Annotated in this window: 12 protein-coding genes and 1 tRNA gene; 5 read left to right on the top strand and 8 right to left on the bottom strand. The window is 67.9% G+C overall.

All coding sequences use genetic code 11. From position 1 onward, the window contains the following. Window positions 1-166: 166 nt before the first annotated feature. Both WD430_RS13880 and WD430_RS13875 read left to right on the top strand, forming a co-directional pair. Complete coding sequence (locus WD430_RS13880; protein WP_339103027.1) at window positions 167-2,149, top strand: sensor histidine kinase; 1,983 nt, start codon at window positions 167-169, stop codon at window positions 2,147-2,149. A gap of 185 nt (window positions 2,150-2,334) precedes the next feature. Beyond that, window positions 2,335-4,260, top strand: a complete 1,926-nt coding sequence (locus WD430_RS13875; RefSeq protein ID WP_339103026.1) for a sugar-binding protein — start codon at window positions 2,335-2,337, stop codon at window positions 4,258-4,260. Window positions 4,261-4,292: 32 nt separating this feature from the next. On the opposite strand, the gene WD430_RS13870 is transcribed toward WD430_RS13875, so the two are convergent. From WD430_RS13870 to WD430_RS13860, 3 genes are all read right to left on the bottom strand, one after another. Further along, on the bottom strand, window positions 4,293-5,354 hold the full coding sequence (locus tag WD430_RS13870; RefSeq protein WP_339103025.1) for an LEA type 2 family protein: 1,062 nt from the start codon (window positions 5,352-5,354) through the stop codon (window positions 4,293-4,295). Between the two features lie 565 nt (window positions 5,355-5,919). Beyond that, a tRNA-Glu gene (locus tag WD430_RS13865) sits at window positions 5,920-5,994 on the bottom strand. Window positions 5,995-6,102: 108 nt separating this feature from the next. Then, entirely contained in the window at window positions 6,103-7,350 is a 1,248-nt protein-coding gene (locus WD430_RS13860; protein ID WP_339103024.1) for a hypothetical protein, read from the bottom strand. A gap of 213 nt (window positions 7,351-7,563) precedes the next feature. Between WD430_RS13860 and WD430_RS13855 the strand changes: the two genes are divergently transcribed. Further along, window positions 7,564-8,142: an MBL fold metallo-hydrolase gene (locus WD430_RS13855; protein ID WP_339103023.1), complete on the top strand. Its 579-nt coding sequence runs from the start codon at window positions 7,564-7,566 to the stop codon at window positions 8,140-8,142. A gap of 21 nt (window positions 8,143-8,163) precedes the next feature. Here the strand turns inward: WD430_RS13855 and WD430_RS13850 are convergent, their stop codons facing one another. From WD430_RS13850 to WD430_RS13830, 5 genes are all read right to left on the bottom strand, one after another. After that, complete coding sequence (locus tag WD430_RS13850) at window positions 8,164-9,384, bottom strand: ABC transporter ATP-binding protein (RefSeq protein WP_339103022.1); 1,221 nt, start codon at window positions 9,382-9,384, stop codon at window positions 8,164-8,166. Next, window positions 9,381-11,285: an iron ABC transporter permease gene (locus WD430_RS13845; protein ID WP_339103021.1), complete on the bottom strand. Its 1,905-nt coding sequence runs from the start codon at window positions 11,283-11,285 to the stop codon at window positions 9,381-9,383. Before WD430_RS13845 ends, WD430_RS13850 begins: the two co-directional genes overlap by 4 nt. A 15-nt stretch (window positions 11,286-11,300) precedes the next feature. Then, window positions 11,301-12,413, bottom strand: a complete 1,113-nt coding sequence (locus WD430_RS13840; RefSeq protein ID WP_339103020.1) for a thiamine ABC transporter substrate-binding protein — start codon at window positions 12,411-12,413, stop codon at window positions 11,301-11,303. A gap of 183 nt (window positions 12,414-12,596) precedes the next feature. Continuing rightward, entirely contained in the window at window positions 12,597-13,436 is an 840-nt protein-coding gene (locus tag WD430_RS13835; RefSeq protein WP_339103019.1) for an ATPase, read from the bottom strand. Beyond that, window positions 13,433-13,699: a DUF5827 family protein gene (locus WD430_RS13830; protein ID WP_339103018.1), complete on the bottom strand. Its 267-nt coding sequence runs from the start codon at window positions 13,697-13,699 to the stop codon at window positions 13,433-13,435. The genes WD430_RS13835 and WD430_RS13830 overlap by 4 nt, the downstream gene beginning before the upstream one ends. 274 nt (window positions 13,700-13,973) lie before the next feature. Between WD430_RS13830 and WD430_RS13825 the strand changes: the two genes are divergently transcribed. Together WD430_RS13825 and WD430_RS13820 are read left to right on the top strand one after the other, a co-directional pair. After that, a complete protein-coding gene (locus WD430_RS13825; RefSeq protein WP_339103017.1) occupies window positions 13,974-15,704 on the top strand; it encodes a histidine kinase N-terminal 7TM domain-containing protein in 1,731 nt (576 codons plus the stop codon). 99 nt (window positions 15,705-15,803) lie between these two features. Next, window positions 15,804-17,552, top strand: a complete 1,749-nt coding sequence (locus tag WD430_RS13820; RefSeq protein WP_339103016.1) for a histidine kinase N-terminal 7TM domain-containing protein — start codon at window positions 15,804-15,806, stop codon at window positions 17,550-17,552. Window positions 17,553-17,567: the final 15 nt, after the last annotated feature.

Here is a 17,567-nt window from a genome sequence, read left to right as displayed (position 1 = left end):
TTCCACGGGCCCATTACCGACCGCGCCCGAGTTCACCGCCGCGTTCGGACCGCTGTATCCGATGCATAGCGATGTCAAGCGAAGCCACGGTCGATGTGACATCTCGATCGAACGGTGTCGGGTACTGGGCAACAATAATCAAGAGGGCGTACTCACAAGCGAACCTATGGCAGATTCGGGTCCGCCGACGAGGGAACGGGACGGGGGCCCGGAGCGGTCGCTCCGCTCGCGGCTCGCGCGCTCGATAGTTCCGGGGGTCGTCCGGCGCAACTACGCGCTGAAACTCGCGCTCGCGCTCTTCGTCGTCGTTCTGCTGATCACCGGCATCGGCGTGGTCAGCTACGTCCAGATTCAGGGCATCATCGAAGCGGACGCGGAGGACACGCTCCGATCGGCTGCGACGGCCCAGTCCGACACCGTCGGCGAGTGGATCGACGCGAGGGAGAGCCAGACGCGCGGGATCGCGTCGTCGGACGTCTACGGCACTCGAGACCGAGAGGCGATCCGGAACCACCTGCGCGACTCGCAGGCGCTGGCCGGTGACGACGTCGTGGGCGCCCATTACGTGGATCCGCAGAACGGCGAAATCGTCGCGAGCACCGATCCGGGCTCCGAAGGCGGATCGGTCGCGACGACGGCTCCGGCCTGGAGCGGTCCGATCGAGCGGGCGACCGCCGAATCGAACGGGAGCGCCGTCGCGTCGTCCGACCGCGCCTACGAGCGCAACGGGCGCCTGCTGATGGCGTTCGCCCGGCCGGTTCGCGTCGGCGACGGCGTTCTCGTCGTCGTGGCCGACGTCCGTCAGGGCTTCGAGCAACTCTACGGGTCGGAGACGATCACGACGACGCGGGTACTGACCGCCGACGGCCGCGAGGTGGCCGCTCCGCGCCAGTCCCGACCGACGCTCCTCGCGGATTCGACGGCGTTCGAAACCGCCCGGGACGGGGAGACGGCGATTCACCACCGCGAATCCGACGTGTTCGCGCTCGCCCCCGTCGACGGTACCGACTGGATCGTCGTCGCCGAGGCTCCCAAGACGCGACTCTACGCGGCCAGCGAGACCGTCGGTCGAAACGTGGTCCTCCTGGTGACGACCTCGCTCGGCGCCCTCGCCGTCGTCGGCCTCGTCCTGGGTCGCGGGACCGTCCTCCCGCTGATCCGACTGCGCGAGCGGACCCGAGCGCTCGAGGCCGGCGAGTTCGACGTCGACCTGCGGACCGACCGCGAAGACGAGATCGGGCGGTTGTTCGCCTCCTTCGCGGCGATGCGGGACGCCCTCCGGACGCAGATCCGCGAGACCGAAGCGGCGCGGGAACGGGCCGAACGCTCCAGTCAGCGGCTCGCGCGCCAGAACGAACGCCTCGACCAGTTCGCGAGTACGGTCAGCCACGACCTGCGCAACCCGCTGAACGTCGCGGACGGCTACCGGGACCTCCTCGCGGCGACGCTCGCCGACGCCGAGACCGAGGACATCGACCTCGAGGAGCTCCGGGAGTACGTGACGCGGATCGACGAGTCCCACGGACGCATGGAGACGATCATCGACGACGTGCTGGCCCTCGCCCGGGAGGAGAACGACACCATCGACGAGACCGTTTCGATCGACCTCGAGTCGATCGCGACCGACGCGTGGGCGAACGTCGACCACGACGACGCGACGCTGTCGGTGGTCGGGAGCCGACCGCTCGAGGCCGATCGGGATCGGCTCCTGCGCGCGTTCGAGAACCTCTTTCGGAACGCTGTAGAGCACGGCTCTACGAGCCCTCCTTCGCAGGCTCAGGAGGACGCTGTCGAACGCGGTTCGACAAGCAGTCAGCGCGAGAACCGCGCTGACGACGCCGTGGAGCGCGGTTCCGGGAGCTCCGCCGCGCAAACTCGGCACGCCGTCTCACGGCCGGACGCGTCGAGCGTCAGCCTCGAGGTCGGCCCCACGGAGACGGGCTTCTACATCGCCGACGACGGCCCCGGCATTCCGACGGACGCCGTCGACGACGTCTTCCAGTACGGCGCGACGACGGCCGAGGACGGGACCGGGTTCGGACTGGCGATCGTCGAGAGCATCGTCTCCGCACACGACTGGACGATCGCCGTCGACGAGAGCTACGACGACGGGGCGAAGTTCGTCGTCTCGGACGTCGACGGGACGTGACCGGACCGCCTCGAGAGTGACGGCGTCCGTGATGTCCACACCGATCTTCGGAGGGGACCTGTTCCACGGACCCCGTGAACCGAGGGCGTGAGCAGCGCTGCTCGAGGAGTCCTCGAGCGGCGTTCGACCCGTCCTCCCGCCGGGGCCACCAGCGTTATCAGCGTTACCGAGAGAGTACACCGGTAATGAACCGTCGCCGGTATCTGGCATCGCTCTCGGCCGGGTCGCTGGCCGGAATCGCCGGCTGCTCGAGCCGGCGAACCGACGGTCCGGAGACGGCCGGTCCGCCGCGACTCGGCGTCGAGGGGCGATGGCTGACCGATCCCGACGGCAATCCGGTCGTCCTCCGCGGCGTGAGCGTCGCCGATCCGGTGTGGCGCATCGAGCACGCGGCGGAGCGGGGAACGGACTACTGGGAGACGCTCCGACTCGCGACCGACGACGCCGCGGGGTGGCACGCGCGGATACTCCGGCTCCCGGTCGAGCCCCGTTCGATCGGCGCGGCCGGGATGGACGCCGTCGTCGAGTACCTCGATCGGGCGGTCGAACTCGCGGCCGAACTGGGCGTCTACCTCCTCGTCGACTATCACGCGAGCGAACGCTACGACACGCCGTCGATCGACCGTCGACTGCGCGCGTTCTGGGATCGCGTCGCCCCTCGGTACGCCGACGACTCGCACGTCCTCTACGAACTGTTCGGCGCGCCGACCGAGCCGGCGGCCGGCGGACTCGAGGCCTGGCGGACCTGGCGCGACCGCGCGAGCCCGTGGGTGTCCCTCGTTCGCGACCGCGCCCCGGACACGCCGATCGTCGTCGGCTCGCCGGCGTGGTCGTCGATGACGGCCTACGCCGCCGAGGAGCCGTTCGACCGCGACGGACTGCTGTACTCGGCCCACGTCTATCCGTCGTGGGAGCCCCGCTCCTGGGAGGCGGCGTTCGGCACGCCCGCCCTCGAGGTTCCGGTGTTCGTGACCGAGTGGGGATACACAACCGCCGAGGCGGCGGGGTCGGAGACCCACCTGATCGGCACTACCGAGGACTGGGGCGAGCCGTTCCGCGAGTGGGTCGACGCTCACGAGAACGTCCACTGGTGTGCGGCGACGTTCGACGCTCGCCGACGGCCCGCCGTGTTCGACGCCGACTGGACCCTTCCCGACGGCGACGACCACATGGGTGCGCTGGTCAACGACTGGCTCGCCGACAGACGCGACGACCACCGACCCGGTCAGCGGACGCCGATCCCGTCCGGCGAGGGATCGGCGCCGGCGCCTCCCGAGGCGGTCAGGATCGTCGAGGTCCACGAGACGGAAGCGACCGTGCGATGGGAGCAACCGCGTGATCCGGACGGCGACGACGTTCTCCAGTACCGGGTGACCGTCGACGACCGGGATCCGACGGTTCTGCGTGGCGTCGAACGGGTGACGGAACTGTTCGACCTCGGCCCGGGTCGGGACTACGAGGTGCGCGTGACGGCCGTCGACGAGCGCGGCCTCGAGTCGGACCCCGCGTCGGTTCGGTTCAGTACGCTCGATCCGACCAGTCCCGAGGCCGCGATCCCCAGAACGGACTCGGTGCCGGCGATCGACGGCGACGTCGACGACGCGTGGACTCTCGCCGAGGCACATCCCGTCGATACGATCCTCTGGACCGACCGCCCTCTCGAGGTAACGGCAACGTGGCGGGCACTGTGGGACGAGAACGCGCTGTACGCGCTCGTCGATATCACCGATCCCGAGGGGTGGACGGACGCCTTCGCGGAGCTCTATCTCGACCTCGATAACAGCCGCGAGGAAACGTACGACGGGGAAAACGATCACCACCTCGGTTTCGAGCGAGGCGGTGAATACCCGTGGCAAGGCCCACACTCGGCGCCGATCGCCCGGGTTGCGGAGGTCGCGACGACTGAGACCGACGGCGGTTGGCGGGTGGAATTCGCGGTCCCGTGGAAGGAATACGACGTGCGGCCGATCGTCGGCTCCCGCCTCGGACTGGACGTCCACATCGGCGTCAGGGGAGACGGCGAACGAATCGCGAAGCTCGGCTGGTTCGACGAGAGCGACGAAGCGTGGGAGAACCCGCGGGCGTTCGCGACCGTCGAACTCGGCGAGTGACGCCGTCGCGGTTCCTCGCTGCGAGGAACGGGCTATCCCGAACCGACCGCGCTCGCACGATCCCGTCGTGACTGCGCTGCCGGTCGTATCGACTGCTGGTTCGCCTTCCGAACCCGTTCTCGCTGCCCGTCCCGGTAACTCGCTGACTCGTTCCCGTTCTCGTCCGCGTCCGCGTCAGTCGACCCCATCAGGTCCGTCCGGAACGTGCGATCGTACGAGAGGAAGTCCAGCGGGACCGTTCGCTCGATTCCGGCGTACTCGAGGGTCGCGTCGAACTCGACCGTCAGATTCGACCGCTCGTCGTTCCGGACGTGCGTCACCCACCAGTCGTCGAGCTCGGAGTTGTCGATAGCCGCGCTGGCCTCGATCGTCTCCGTACTGTCGGGCGCGACGACGGTCCGGTTGGCGGCGACGCCCTGGCCGACGACGATTCCGTTCAGCCGTATCGTGTACCCGATCTCCGCGATCGGTACCGGGATCCCGGTCGGGTTGGTCACCGTCGCCGACGCGGTGATCGGCGTTCGGTTCGCGGTCGCGGTGCCCCACTGAGCGTCCGTTTCGTCGACGACGAGCACCGTCCGATCGTACGCGCGGAACCGTTGGCTCTCGTTCGTCCGTAACGGCTCGAGCAGATCCGTCCGGACGGTCCGTTCCCGCGTCCACCCCTCCGCGGGGAGTCGGACGCCGCCGTAGTCGGTCACCACGTCCGGTTCGACGCGCACCGTCGTCGTCTCGTTTCGGTCGACGTGGGACGCCCACCACGCCGGGATCTCGTCGTTGTCGAACCACGTCGAGACGGTGACGGTGTCCGTCCCGTCGAGTCGGACGCGGTTCTCCCGCTCCGACGCGATCACGATGTCGTTCACCGTGACGGTATAGGAGACGTCCGCCGCGGCGTCGCCGGCGCGGAGTAACTGCGGATCGTCGACGCCGATCCGAGTCTCGACCTCGGTCCGCTCGTCGGTCACGGACCCCCACTCGGTATCGACTGATTCGACCTGCGGCCGGTCCGCCGTGATCACGCCGTACGTTGCAGTCCCGCCGGTCAGGAGGATCGCGACGAGAATCGCCAGCCCCGCTCTGCGACGGCCCATCTACGACCCCTTCCGTCCCGACCGGGGTTCTGCTATCGCGTTACACGTTCAGGTCGTTGAAGTCCGAGCCGGCGGTAGCACACGCCGCGGCGGGCTCCGTTGCCACCGCCGATCACTCCCCGATCGTCGACCATTCGCCCGTGAGGTCACGAGTCCGTCGCGAGCGGGGATCGCTGCACCGCACTGGGTAATACCAAATCGTATTGGATATACGATTATTCCGATGGGTTTCCTCTGTCGTCGTAGGGCAGGTACCCACCTATCATCTCTCGGTGTCAGAGGCAGTTTCCTGCCCTATCGCGGCACCCCCTTCCATCTCCACCTTTCCGGAAATCGCTATCCACGGCTCCCGCTCGACTCGACTCGTTCGGTGTCGATACCCTCGCTCGAGGCGATCCCGCGGCTCTCTGGCTCTCCAGATAGATAACTGAAACTCGAGAAAACCGGTGCGTAGCTGTTCCGTCAGATTCGAATCGCGCCCAGACGTACTCGCTTCGCTGCGCTCGACTTGTCTAATTCAAACTCAGGATCGTATTCTCGGCTCACGAAGTTGTTCGCGAAGAAGTGCTCCGTCAGGGATTCGAACCCTGGTCATTGCCGTGAGAGGGCAATATGATTGGCCGGACTACACCAACGGAGCGTTCACGTCCTCCGTCTGCATTCAATCGTTGCGGCGTACGATGTTTAAGCATTCCGTTTCGATCCGAGAGTGTCCCACCGTGACACGGGTTCGGGCGTGGACAGTTCGTTAATCCTCGAAGGGCGACTTGGTTGCCTCGGGTTCGAACCCGTCGAGGCTGATGATATTCTCGCGGCCGACGCGGAGTTTGCTGATCGTACCGTCCTCCTCCATATCGGACAGGAGCATGCTCACCTTGGATTTCGACCAGCCGGTTTCGTCGACGATGTTGACCTGTTTCATGCGGCCGCCGTTCTCACGGATGAGTTTGACGACCCGGTCCTCGTCAGTGAGCAGTTCTTCGTCGGGGAGCGGATCCGGTTCCGGGTCCGGCTCCGGCTCCCGCGACGACGGCTCGTCGTCGCGATCGCGATCGGCCGTCGCCGCTGTCGCGGCCGCGGCCGACGGCGACGAGGCGGCCGCCCCCGCGTCGTCCGACTGTCCGACCGGGTCCGGTGTCGCGTCGCCGCCGGTGTCGTCGGTCCGCCGGCGGTGATACCAGATGGCGCCGCCGCCGATCGCCAACGCGAAGAGGCCGCCGGCGGCGAGTTGCCACGTGGCGGCGCTCCCCGCGGTCCCCTCCCGAACGAACACCGCTCGCGGTTGCCCGTCGAGGAACTGCTGCTCGCCGCTCCAGCGGACCGAATTCGTGTTCTCGAGCGAGTCGCGTCCGTATCGGGCGTCGTCTTCGGGGTCGATGCGGTCGAACGTGAGCCCGTCGCCGGCCTCGATCTCGATCGCCTGGTCCTCCGCGATGTAGAGGTCCTCGAAGACGTCGCCGACTTCGACGGTCCCGTCGTCGATCCGGGCGAATCCCTTCCAGGTAAACGTCATTTCGACGATGCCACGCCTGCCACCGGGCTGATCTACTTCCGCGGAACGTCGGAAGTTCGTCGCCTCCATCTCTCGATCGGTCTGCTCGGCACCGCTCGCCGTCATGGCCGTAGACGAGTTGATAAACCGCTCGTAGAGCGGGGTCTCTTCGGACTCGAATTCCTCGGCGAACTCCTCGAACGCCGTCCGTTCCTCGGATTCGTTCTCGCGATCGAACTGCTGTTCGTGGCGGATCGTCCACGTCGCGCTCCCGTTCTCGTGGACGGTGATCTCGAAGGTCGTCTGATCGAAGTCCTGGGACTGAGCGATCGCCGGCGACTGTAACTGCGACTGCGTCTCCGTCGGTGACGCCGCCATTACCTGCCGCTCCGTTGACGGGTCGCTCTGTGCAGCACCTGTCCCGGCCATCGCCGTCGGGACGCCGAGACCGGCGACACAGAGGACGACGAGAACGACGGCGACGACGGAGACCGACCGGTTCATTCGTCTACCACTACGTGCCGCAGCTAAAAATCCTTGTGAATACGAGAGTCTCGAGTCAACTTGCCGATATCCCGATCGAGAACCCGAAATAGCCGGGTTCAGGGGCCGAATCGCGATCGGACGGGGACGGGACCGAGTCGCAAACACGTCCGGGATCGACGCGCGTGTCGAGATGTCGATACGTACAAACCGGTCGACGGCGTATCGTGGGCTATGATCGACAACCTCGCACAGGGCGTCCAGGCGTTTACGAGCAACGTCTTTCTCGTCGACGGCGAGCGGACCGTGCTGATCGACGCGGGAGCGAACTTCGACGTCGTCGCGGCCGTTCGGGAGCGGGTCGACGACATCGACGCCGTCGTGCTCACGCACACCCACCGCGACCACGTCGGCAACCTCGAGGCGGTGAAAGACGCCTTCGACGTCGACGCGTGGGGGTTCGCCCCCTCGATCGACGGCGTCGACCGCGCCATCGCCGACGAGGAGACGGTCCGACTGGGCGACCACGAGTACGTCGCGCTCCACACGCCCGGCCACAAGAACGACCACCTCTGCTTCTACGCCGAGGACGCCGGCGTCCTCTTCGCCGGCGATCTGATCTTCCAGAACGGGAGTTTCGGTCGGACGGACCTCGAGGAGGGCGACCGAGCGCAGCTGATCGAGAGCATCGATCGCGTCCTCGAGCGGATCGATCCGGACCTCGAGGCGATGCACACGGGCCACGGGCCGAGCGTGACGACCGATCCGTACGACCACGTCGAACTCTCGGCGCAGATGGCGCGACAGGCCTGAGACGGACGGGACGACTCCGTCTTATCGCGACTGCGACCGCGTCTCCAGCACGCGAGCGGCCGTCGGCGCGAACCCCACCGTGACGTCGCCGTCGACCGTCGCGTCCGCACCGCCGTCGGTCGGCGCGCCATCGCTCGCCGCGTCACGACCCTCGTTGCTCGCCGCGTCCGCACCACCGTCGGTGGTCGCCTCCACCCCCTCGCGGCCGCCGGCTCCCGCCGCCGGTCGTTCCGCGGCGTCGAACTGGAGCACGACCGACCGGCCGTCCCACTGCCCGTACGCTCGGACGTGCTCGCCGCGGAACTCGCTGGTCTCGATATCGACGGCGAACCGATTGGCGTCGGCGGCTCGAGCCAGCGCGGCCGGTCGGACGCAGAAACTCACTCGCTCCGCGCCCGCCGGGACGCCCGCGATCTCGAACTCGCGGTCGCTGCCGTCGACGGCGACCCGCGCTCGGTCGCCGTCGCGGGCGCGCACGGTCGCGTCGAAGACGTTGTTGTCGCCGACGAACTCGGCGACGAACCGCGTCGACGGCTCGCGGTAGATCTCTCGAGGGCGACCGACCTGTTCGATCCGCCCGTCGCGCATCACCGCGAGGCGGTCCGAGATCGCCAGCGCCTCCGCCTGATCGTGGGTGACGTAGACGGTCGTGATTCCGAGCGTCGACTGGATCCGCGTGAGCTGTCGGCGCAGCGACTCCCGGAGCCGCGCGTCGAGCGCGCTCATCGGTTCGTCGAGCAGGAGGAGGTCGGGTTCCGGCGCGAGCGCGCGGGCCAGCGCGACCCGCTGGCGCTGCCCGCCCGATAGCTGGTCGGGATCGCGATCGCCCATTCCCTCGAGGTCGACCAGTTCGAGCAGTTCTCGGACGCGTTCGTCGGCGCTCGTCCCCGCGGGCGGTTCCCGGTACCGGAGCCCGTAGCCGACGTTTTCGGCGACGCTCATGTGGGGAAAGAGCGCGTAGCTCTGGAAGACGACGCCGACGTCGCGCTCCTCGGGCGCCGCGTCGGTGACCGGCTCACCGTCGAACCGAACCGTCCCCTCGGTCGGCGCCTCGAACCCCGCGACGGTCCGGAGCGTGGTCGTCTTCCCGCAGCCCGACGGCCCGACGAGCGTGAAGAACTCGCCGTCGCGGACGGTCAGGTCGACGTCCCGCAGCGCGACGGTGCCGCCGTCTCCGTCCCCCACGCCGGTTCCGTCCGCGCCGTAGCGCTTGGTGACGCCCTCGAGTCGGAGGTCGGTCACAGCTCGTACCTCCCGCCGACGCGGTCGACGACGACGAAACTCGCCGCCGTGACGAGCAACAGCAGGGTTCCCATGGCGATCGCGGGACCGGATCGACGGCCGAGGTAGCGTTCGACGGCGACCGGCATCGTGTAGTGCTCGCTCCCGCTGGCCAAAATGACCGTCGAAGAGAACTCGCCGATCGAGATAGCGAAGGCGAAGGCCGCGCCGGCGACGATCCCGTTCGCGACGAGCGGGAGTTCGATATCGACGAGCGCGCGGGCCCGCGAGGCGCCGAGCGCGCGGGCGGACTCGAGCATCGCCGGATCGAGGGTCGCGAGCAGCGGCGAGACGTTGCGCGTCACGAACGGGTAGGCCGCGACCGCGTGGGCGGCGACGATGGCGACCGTGCCCGTCACCTGAAAGCGCCAGCCGCCGGGCAGCGGGATACCGAAGACCAGCCCCTGCAGGAGCCCGAGCCCGAAGACGACGCCGCTGACGGCCAGCGGGAGCATCGCGAGCGTGTCGACGAGCCGCCCGCTCCTGCCAGCCCGGGCCGTCAGTACCGAGATTACGACGCCCATCGGGACCGCGACGGCCAGCGTCGCGAGCCCGAACAGCAGCGAGTTCCGGATCGCGGGGACCGGACGCGTCTGGAAGCTCGCCCCCTCGAGCTGGCGCTCGAGCAGGAACGCGTAGTTCCGGAGGGTGAGTCCGGAGCCGTCAGTGAAACTCCCGACGACGAGACTCGCCAGCGGCCCGACGAAGAGGACGAGCGCGACGAGACCGTAGCCGAGCACGGCGAGCCGTCGCGGCGAGAGCGCCGTCCGAACGTCGGGGAAGAGCGGCTCCCTCGGCGGTGGCGACGGCGCCTGCGAGAACCCGGACCGGGCGGACTCGTAGCGGAGATAGGCGTAGGTCAACCCCAGCGAGAGCGTCGTTTCGAGGATCGCGAGCGTCGCCGCCTCGCCGTAGGCCAGCCGCTGGACGCGGTCGTAGATCCAGACCTCGACGGTCGCCAGCCGGAGGCCGCCCAGCGCGAGCACGATGGGGAAGGTCATGAACGTGAAGATGAAGGTCAGCAGGGCGCCGGTGAGGACCGCCGGAACGAGCTGCGGGACGACGACGTCGCGGAAGGCCCGGCGCGGACTCGCGCCGAGGCTGCGGGCGGTCTCGACGGTCCGGGCGTCGACGGACTCCCAGGCGGCGACGGTCAGGCGGGCGACCAGCGGCGCGTTGTAGAAGGCGTGGGCGAGGATCACGATCGCGAGCGGGCTCGTCTCGATGAACGCGAACGGTCCGACGCCGATGAGGCCGAGAACGGTGTTGAGCGTCCCCGTTTGCCCGAACATCGCGTAGAAGCCGACGGCGACCATGATTCCGGGCAGCACGAACGGGAGAATCGTCAGCGACCGGAGGGTTCGCCGGCCGTAGAACTCGTAGTTCGCGAGGATAGCGGCGGCCGGGAGGCCGAGCGCGACGCTCCCGGCCGTCGACAGGGCGGCCTGATAGGCCGTGAAGCCGAACAGCCCCTTCCGGACGGGCGGCGCGTCGACGGCGAGCCACGGGACGGAGAGGTCGACGCCGGGGAGCGGGGACGCGACCGTCAGCGAGACCGAAATCCCCGCGATCCAGCCCGCGAGCGAGCCGAGATGCGTGCCGATCGCGAGCGGGTCCGCGAAGACATCCGCGAGGACGCCGAAGTAGAACGGGTCCGTCAGCACCTCGACGAAATGGCCGAGCGTCGGCGACCCGTCCTCGAGGAGCGCCTCGACGAAGACGAGGCCGACGGGCAGGTAGAGCATGACGACGAGGACGGCCGCCGTCCCGAGCGTGATCAGCGAGAGGGCGTGGCGCTCGAGCCACGCGCTGACGGCACCGGACGAGAGCCGATCGACGAGGGGACGATCTGCGAGAGACACGGACACGCTGCCCCGTTACTGGCCGACGAACTCGCGCGCCCAGTCCTCGACCCAGCCGTCGAGGTTGCCCCGGAGGTCGTCGTAACCGAACGAGACCGTCTCCTCGGGCGTGTGTGCGTACTCGTCGAACTCCTCGCCCAGATCGACGTGTTCGTCCGCGACAGCCGGGAACTGGACGTTTCGCGTGGCGATCTCGGCCTGGGCCTCGCTCGAGAGGACGAAGTCGAAGAAGTCGTAGGCGAGGTCGACGTCGCCGGCGCCCTCGAAGATCGCCATCCCCTCGGGATTGGCGTAGCCCTGATCGTTCGGGAAGGCGACCTGGTGGCGCGAGAAGTCGTAGTCGAATCGGTTGGCGTACACCTGGTCGGTCGAGTAGGAGACGACCATCGATCGCTCGCCCTCCATGTAGGCGCCGGAGTAGGACTCGGTCCAGCCGTCGAGGACGCGAACGCCGTTGTCCTCGAGTCGCCGCCAGTAGTCGAGGTAGCCGTCCTCGCCGAAGGCGTCGATCGTCCACAGCAGGAACGCCTGTCCCGAATCGGCTTTCTGGGCGTTCTGTGCCAGCAACGTGTCCTCGTATGCGGGCGCGGTCAGGTCCTCGAGCGTCTCGGGTTCGTCGACCTCGCTCTCGTCGTAGACGAGGCTGATGTAGCCCGTGTCGTAGGTGAGCGTGCGCCCGTGCGGATCGCCCAGTTCGAGCTCGTCGCGGACGCGGTCGGCGCGTTCGAGTCGCCCGCGATCGAGCTCGCGGAAGAGGGCGCCGTCCTCGAGCGTGTCGTCGATCGTTACCAGATCGTCGACGTTCAGTCCGAGGTAGACGTCGGCATCGATCTCGACGTCCCTGTCGGCGCGCTCGATGTAGTGGTTGAGCCCCTGCTCGGGAAGCTGCTTCCACTCGAGTTCGGCGTCGAACTCGTCTTCGAACGCGTCTTTGAGCCACGGTCCGGCGGATTCCTCCGTGTCGATCATCGACTCGTACGTGACGACGGTGAGCGTTCCGTCGCCCTCGCTGCTGCCGTCTCCACCGTTCCCACCGTCTCCACCGCCCTCTCCGTCTCGAGTCAGACAGCCCGCCAGACCGAGTGCCGATCCCCCGCCGACGGTACCGAGAAACGTACGCCGTTTCATTACACGGTGGTTCAACTGAGTGGTCTTAATCCCTCTGATCGCGTATTCCGGCAATACGTGCCGTAGAGAGTGCGTTCGAACGGATATACGAGTGCAAAACTGACCCTCATCGGTTCGGAATCTCCGACCCGGACGATCACGACGCGATCCCGGGACGGCCGATCACGACGTTCGATTCTCCGGTCAGACCGCACCGGCCGCCTCGAGCAGCGCGTCGTAGGCGTCCGAATACGCGCGAGCGATCCGCGCGGGCGCCGCCCGGTCGTCGCTCCCCAGCGGCGGCAGGCGAACCCGCTCGATCGGGTCGAGGTACTCGAGCACGTCGGGGACGCGCTTCTCTATGGCGCCGTCTCTCGGGCTCGAGCTGGCGATCTCGCAGGCGCGACAGTAGCGGTCGCTCGGATAGATCCGTGCGCGTCCGGGTTCGACGGCCGCGACGGCGCTGATCGACGCGGGATCGAGCGACTGGAGCGGCTGCGCGATGTCGCTGTAAGACTCGACGACGGCGACCTCCCGCGCCTCGATCTCGGTGGCCAGGTCCTCGAAGGCGGGGACGTACCGCCGCTCGGCGATCTCGTTGAACTCCGCGACGGTCTCGACGGGGACGGCGTCCTCGAGCGGGAGCGCGTCGGCGACCGCGTCCGGAATATCAGCGGTCGCGTTGCGCACGAACGTCGGTCCGGCGCCGTCGCCGCCCGGACGCCCGACGCGATCGACGAGGAACTCGCGATCCGACTTCCCGAGGAGCCCGGTCCCGTCGCCGGGCGTGGGCCGCCAGAGTCGGTGAACGGGATTGAGCGATTCCGGGGCGCGGTCGCGCCCCTCCGCGGCCGCGAGGCGCTTCGCGTCCTTGCCGTAGAGTCGGTCGTCGGCCAGCGCCGTCCGGCAGTCGTCGTGGTCGAACCAGTAGTCGTTGCCGGCCCGAGGCTTGTAGCCGACCGCGCCGGTCCGCTCGAGCAGGCCGACCGAGAACGTGGTCTTGCCGGCGTCGACGCGATCGGCACCGACCACGAGGAGGATCATTCTTTCAGACCGTAGTAGCCGGGTTCGTCGTCGGATCGGGGCTCGGCGACGACGAGATCGTCCGCGTTGATCATCACCCAGGGGATCGCCCAGTCGAGCAGGACGCTCTCGGTGCCCTCGTCGATCTCGGCGTCGGGCTCGAGCCCCTGCAGGAGGCGGGCGATCTCGTAGACGGTGTACATCTGGTCGTCCTCGAGCAACTCATCGGGCGTGTAGAAGTCACACGGTGGAAGCTGATCGAATTCGGATTTCGGAACCGGCATACCCGACCGTACGCGTGCGCGCCACAAGACCGCACCGATCCCGGTTCTCGATTCCGTCCCCGATCCAGTCGCCGCGACGACGGTTCGAGGGACGACAGCACTCGAGAGACGAGACGACTACCGAGACGTATCCGGCCCTCAAACACGTCTACCGTTCGATGTGCCGTCGCGAGTAGTAAAATCCAAAGTTGGATGGGGATGATCTCGCAATATATAGCGCATACGCTAGCTATTAGCCACAAATCTTTATAATTTCGGCGAGAGACGAATTCGAGTGGAATCTACCAATGCCCTGGTTCCGATCATCTACGCAGTTGCGACGGTGATCGCCGCCGTTCTCGGCGGTGCCATCTGGCGCCATCGGGAGAAAACCGGGGTCGTGCCGCTGGTGGTGGCGATGGCCGGCGCAGTGATCTGGGCGGGATCGCTGTTCGCGCGCTCCGCGGTCGATCACGTCTCGCTGTCGGTGTTTTTCCTCCGATTTCTCTACGTCGGTGTCGGAGCCAGCGTCCTCGGTTCGTTTCTGTTCGTCCTCGCGTACACCGGCCGCGAGCGCCTCCTCACGCGACGGACGGTCGCGCTCCTCTCGATCGAGCCAGTACTCCTCGTGGCGTTCGCGTTCGCGAACCCCGGCAACCTCTTTTTCGAATCGATCTCCCGCGATCCGACGGTCGTCGGCGGTATCGCCTTTCGGTGGGGCCCCGCGTTCGATGTCCACCTCGTCTACTCGTACTGTCTCTCCCTCGCCGGAACGATACTCATCCTCGAGTTCCTGCACAACTCTCGGTCGCTATACCGGGGCCAAGCCGCGATGCTGGTCGGCGCGTCCGCGTCGCCGCTACTGACGAACGTGGTCTACACCCTCGACGTCCTCGGGTCGATCGACATCGATACGACGCCGATCGGCTTCATCGTCGGGGGTGCGCTGTATTCGGTCGCGATCGTCCGCTACCGGCTGGTCGATATCGCTCCGATCGCCCGCGACCGGGTCCTCGATACCGTCACCGACGGCGTTTTCGTCGTCGATACTCAGAATCGCCTCATCGACGTCAATTCCGTCGGGAGAGCGTGGCTCGAGGAATTCGACGAGTCGCCGATCGGCACGGACCTCGACTCGCTGTTCGCCGATCGCCCCGAATTACGCGACGAATTCCGCGGTCTCAGGGATCGCTCCGTCGAGACCGAACGCGAACTGGCGTTCCGCGGCGGACACTTTCACGTTCGGACGACGCCGATCGAGGACGGCCGCGATCGCCACGTCGGCTGGCTGTTCGTCGTCCGCGACATCACCGACCGCAAGCGCCGGGAAGCCGAATTACAGCGCCAGAACGAACGGCTCGAGCGGTTCGCCGATCTCGTCTCCCACGATCTTCGCAATCCGTTGAACGTCGCGGACGGCTACCTCGAGCTCGCCCGCGAGACCGACGACGAGGAATACCTCGACGAGATCGAGCGGTCCCACGAGCGGATGGCGACGATCATCGACGACGTCCTCGCGCTCGCCCGCGAGGGTGCGGAGGTGACCGACCCGGAGCCGGTCGCGCTCGCTGCCATCGCCGAACGGGCGTGGAACGGCGTCGATACGGGCGCGGCGTCGCTCGCGATCGATACCGACGCCTCGATCCTCGCCGATCCGGAGCGGACCACGCGACTGTTCGAGAACCTGTTTCGCAATTCCCTCGAGCACGGTGCCGAGCGCGGGGACGGCGCCGACCTCGAGGTCGCGGTGAGAACGCTCGGCGACTCCGGCGACGGCTCCGACGCGGGGTTTTACGTCGCGGACGACGGCGTCGGACTCCCGTCGTCCCAGCGTGGTCGGGTCTTCGAGGGCGGCTACACGACCGACGAGAACGGAACCGGGTTCGGACTCGCGATCGTCGAGGAAATCGCGACGGCCCACGGGTGGGCGATCGAGGCCGCCGAGAGCGACGCTGGCGGCGCTCGATTCGAGTTCACCGGGATCGAGACTGACGACCGGGACGCGACCGCTCCAACTGCTGACTGACCGGCTTCGAGTCGCGGCGGTCGACCTCCGCTCGGCGTCGGTTCGACTGCCGACCGAACGGCCAGTGCACTTTACGTACTCGGCGCTCGAGTGAAGACGATGTCCGCGGCCCCGGGAAGCCCGATCGTACAGGCGATGTACGCGATCACGGCCCTCAACAGCGTCGCCCTCGCCGGCGTGCTGTGGCGCCATCGCGATCGGCCCGGCGCGCGGCCGCTCCTCGGGAACGTCTTCGGGGCCGGGCTGTGGACCGTCTGCGGGCTCGCCCTTATGCGGATCGATCCGGGCCCCCTCGCCCTCGCATTCCTCGCACTCCTGTTCTTCGGTGTAGGGGTCGGAACGATGGCGCTGCTCGTCTTCACGCTCGAGTACACCGGTCGAGAGGAACTACTCAGGCCGCCGATCCTGGCCGCGCTGTCGATCGAACCGGTTCTGGTCGTCCTCATGACGGTCGCGAATCCGGGGGGCCTCGTCTACACAATGAGCGGCGGAACGGTCGAGTGGGGACCCGCGTTCTGGATCCACACGGCGTACTCCTACGCCGTCCTCGCCGTCGTGACGGTGCTGATCGCCGAGTTTCTGGTTCGCTCGCGGTCGCTGTACCGGGGACAGAGCGCGGCGCTGCTCGCCGGCACGCTCGCGACCTGGCTCGGGAACGCCGCCTACGTCTTCGGGCCGACCGACGTCGACGTCTCGCCGATCGGGTTCGCCGTCACCGGGATCCTGTACGCGGTCGCGATCCTTCGCTACCGACTGGTCGACGTCGTCCCGATCGCCCGCGATCGGGTGCTCGACACCGTCACCGACGCGGTCTTCGTCGTCGACGACGAGGACCGACTGATCGACGCCAACCCCGTCGGTCGGCGCCTGCTCGCGTGCGTCGACGGCTCGCCGATCGGCGCGAGCGTCGACTCGCTGCTCGCCGACCGGCCCGCGTTGCGCGAGGAGATCCGCGCGCTGACCGCGACTCGCGACCCCGCGAAACGCGAACTCGCGGTCGGCGACGACTACTACCTCGTGCGAACGACGCCCATTGAGGACGGCCGCGACCGCCACGCCGGCCGGCTATTCGTCGCTCGCGAGATCACCGACCGGAAACGCCGCGAGACCCGACTCGAGCGGCAAAACGAGCGCTTAGAGGAGTTCGCAAACATCGTTTCCCACGACCTCCGGAACCCGCTGACGGTCGCCGGCGGCCACCTGCAACTGGCCCGCGAGGCCGACGACCCCGACCCGCACCTCGACGAGATCGAGCGCTCCCACGATCGCATGGAGACGATCATCGAGGACGTCCTCGCGCTCGCCCGCGAGGGACGGGACGTGACCGATGCCGAACCCGTCGACCTCGCGGCGCTCGCGGACCGCGCGTGGGCGAGCGTCGATACCGGCGACGCGACCCTCGTGATCGACTCGAGCGCGCCAATACCGGCCGATCCCGACAGGTTGCAGCGGCTGCTCGAGAACCTGTTTCACAATTCCCTCGAGCACGGGTCCGAACGTTCGGACGGCACCGCCCTCGAGATTACGGTGGGAACGCTCGGCGACTCCGGCGACGGACTCGAAGCGGGGTTTTACGTTGCGGACAACGGCATCGGAATCCCGCCCGCTCAGCGTGGTCGGGTCTTCGAGAGGGGGTACACGACCGACGAGGACGGAACCGGGTTCGGACTCGCGATCGTCGCCGAGATCGCGACGGCCCACGGCTGGACCAGCGCCGTCGCGGAGAGCGACACCGGCGGCGCCAGGTTCGAGTTCCGCGGCGTCGAACCAGCCGGCGACGCGACTCCCGCGGACGCCGACGTCGAACCGAACGAGTCACCGCCCAGGCCTGACCCGTCTCAACCCTGAGCCGCTCGTCGAGTC

This window comes from Haloterrigena sp. KLK7 (assembly GCF_037914945.1).
Taxonomy (GTDB): Archaea; Halobacteriota; Halobacteria; order Halobacteriales; family Natrialbaceae; genus Haloterrigena; species Haloterrigena salinisoli.
Note: the sequence above shows the minus strand (reverse complement) of the source record. Positions and strands in the feature narration are given on the sequence as shown.

Bases quoted from the DNA above. Each gene is read 5' to 3' on its own strand.
- WD430_RS13855 (WP_339103023.1), top strand. From the start codon at position 7,564: ATGATCGACAACCTCGCACAGGGCGTCCAGGCGTTTACGAGCAACGTC.
- WD430_RS13870 (WP_339103025.1), bottom strand. From the start codon at position 5,354: ATGGGCCGTCGCAGAGCGGGGCTGGCGATTCTCGTCGCGATCCTCCTG.
- WD430_RS13830 (WP_339103018.1), bottom strand. From the start codon at position 13,699: ATGCCGGTTCCGAAATCCGAATTCGATCAGCTTCCACCGTGTGACTTC.
- WD430_RS13880 (WP_339103027.1), top strand. From the start codon at position 167: ATGGCAGATTCGGGTCCGCCGACGAGGGAACGGGACGGGGGCCCGGAG.
- WD430_RS13820 (WP_339103016.1), top strand. From the start codon at position 15,804: ATGTCCGCGGCCCCGGGAAGCCCGATCGTACAGGCGATGTACGCGATC.
- WD430_RS13840 (WP_339103020.1), bottom strand. From the start codon at position 12,413: ATGAAACGGCGTACGTTTCTCGGTACCGTCGGCGGGGGATCGGCACTC.
- WD430_RS13875 (WP_339103026.1), top strand. From the start codon at position 2,335: ATGAACCGTCGCCGGTATCTGGCATCGCTCTCGGCCGGGTCGCTGGCC.
- WD430_RS13860 (WP_339103024.1), bottom strand. From the start codon at position 7,350: ATGAACCGGTCGGTCTCCGTCGTCGCCGTCGTTCTCGTCGTCCTCTGT.
- WD430_RS13835 (WP_339103019.1), bottom strand. From the start codon at position 13,436: ATGATCCTCCTCGTGGTCGGTGCCGATCGCGTCGACGCCGGCAAGACC.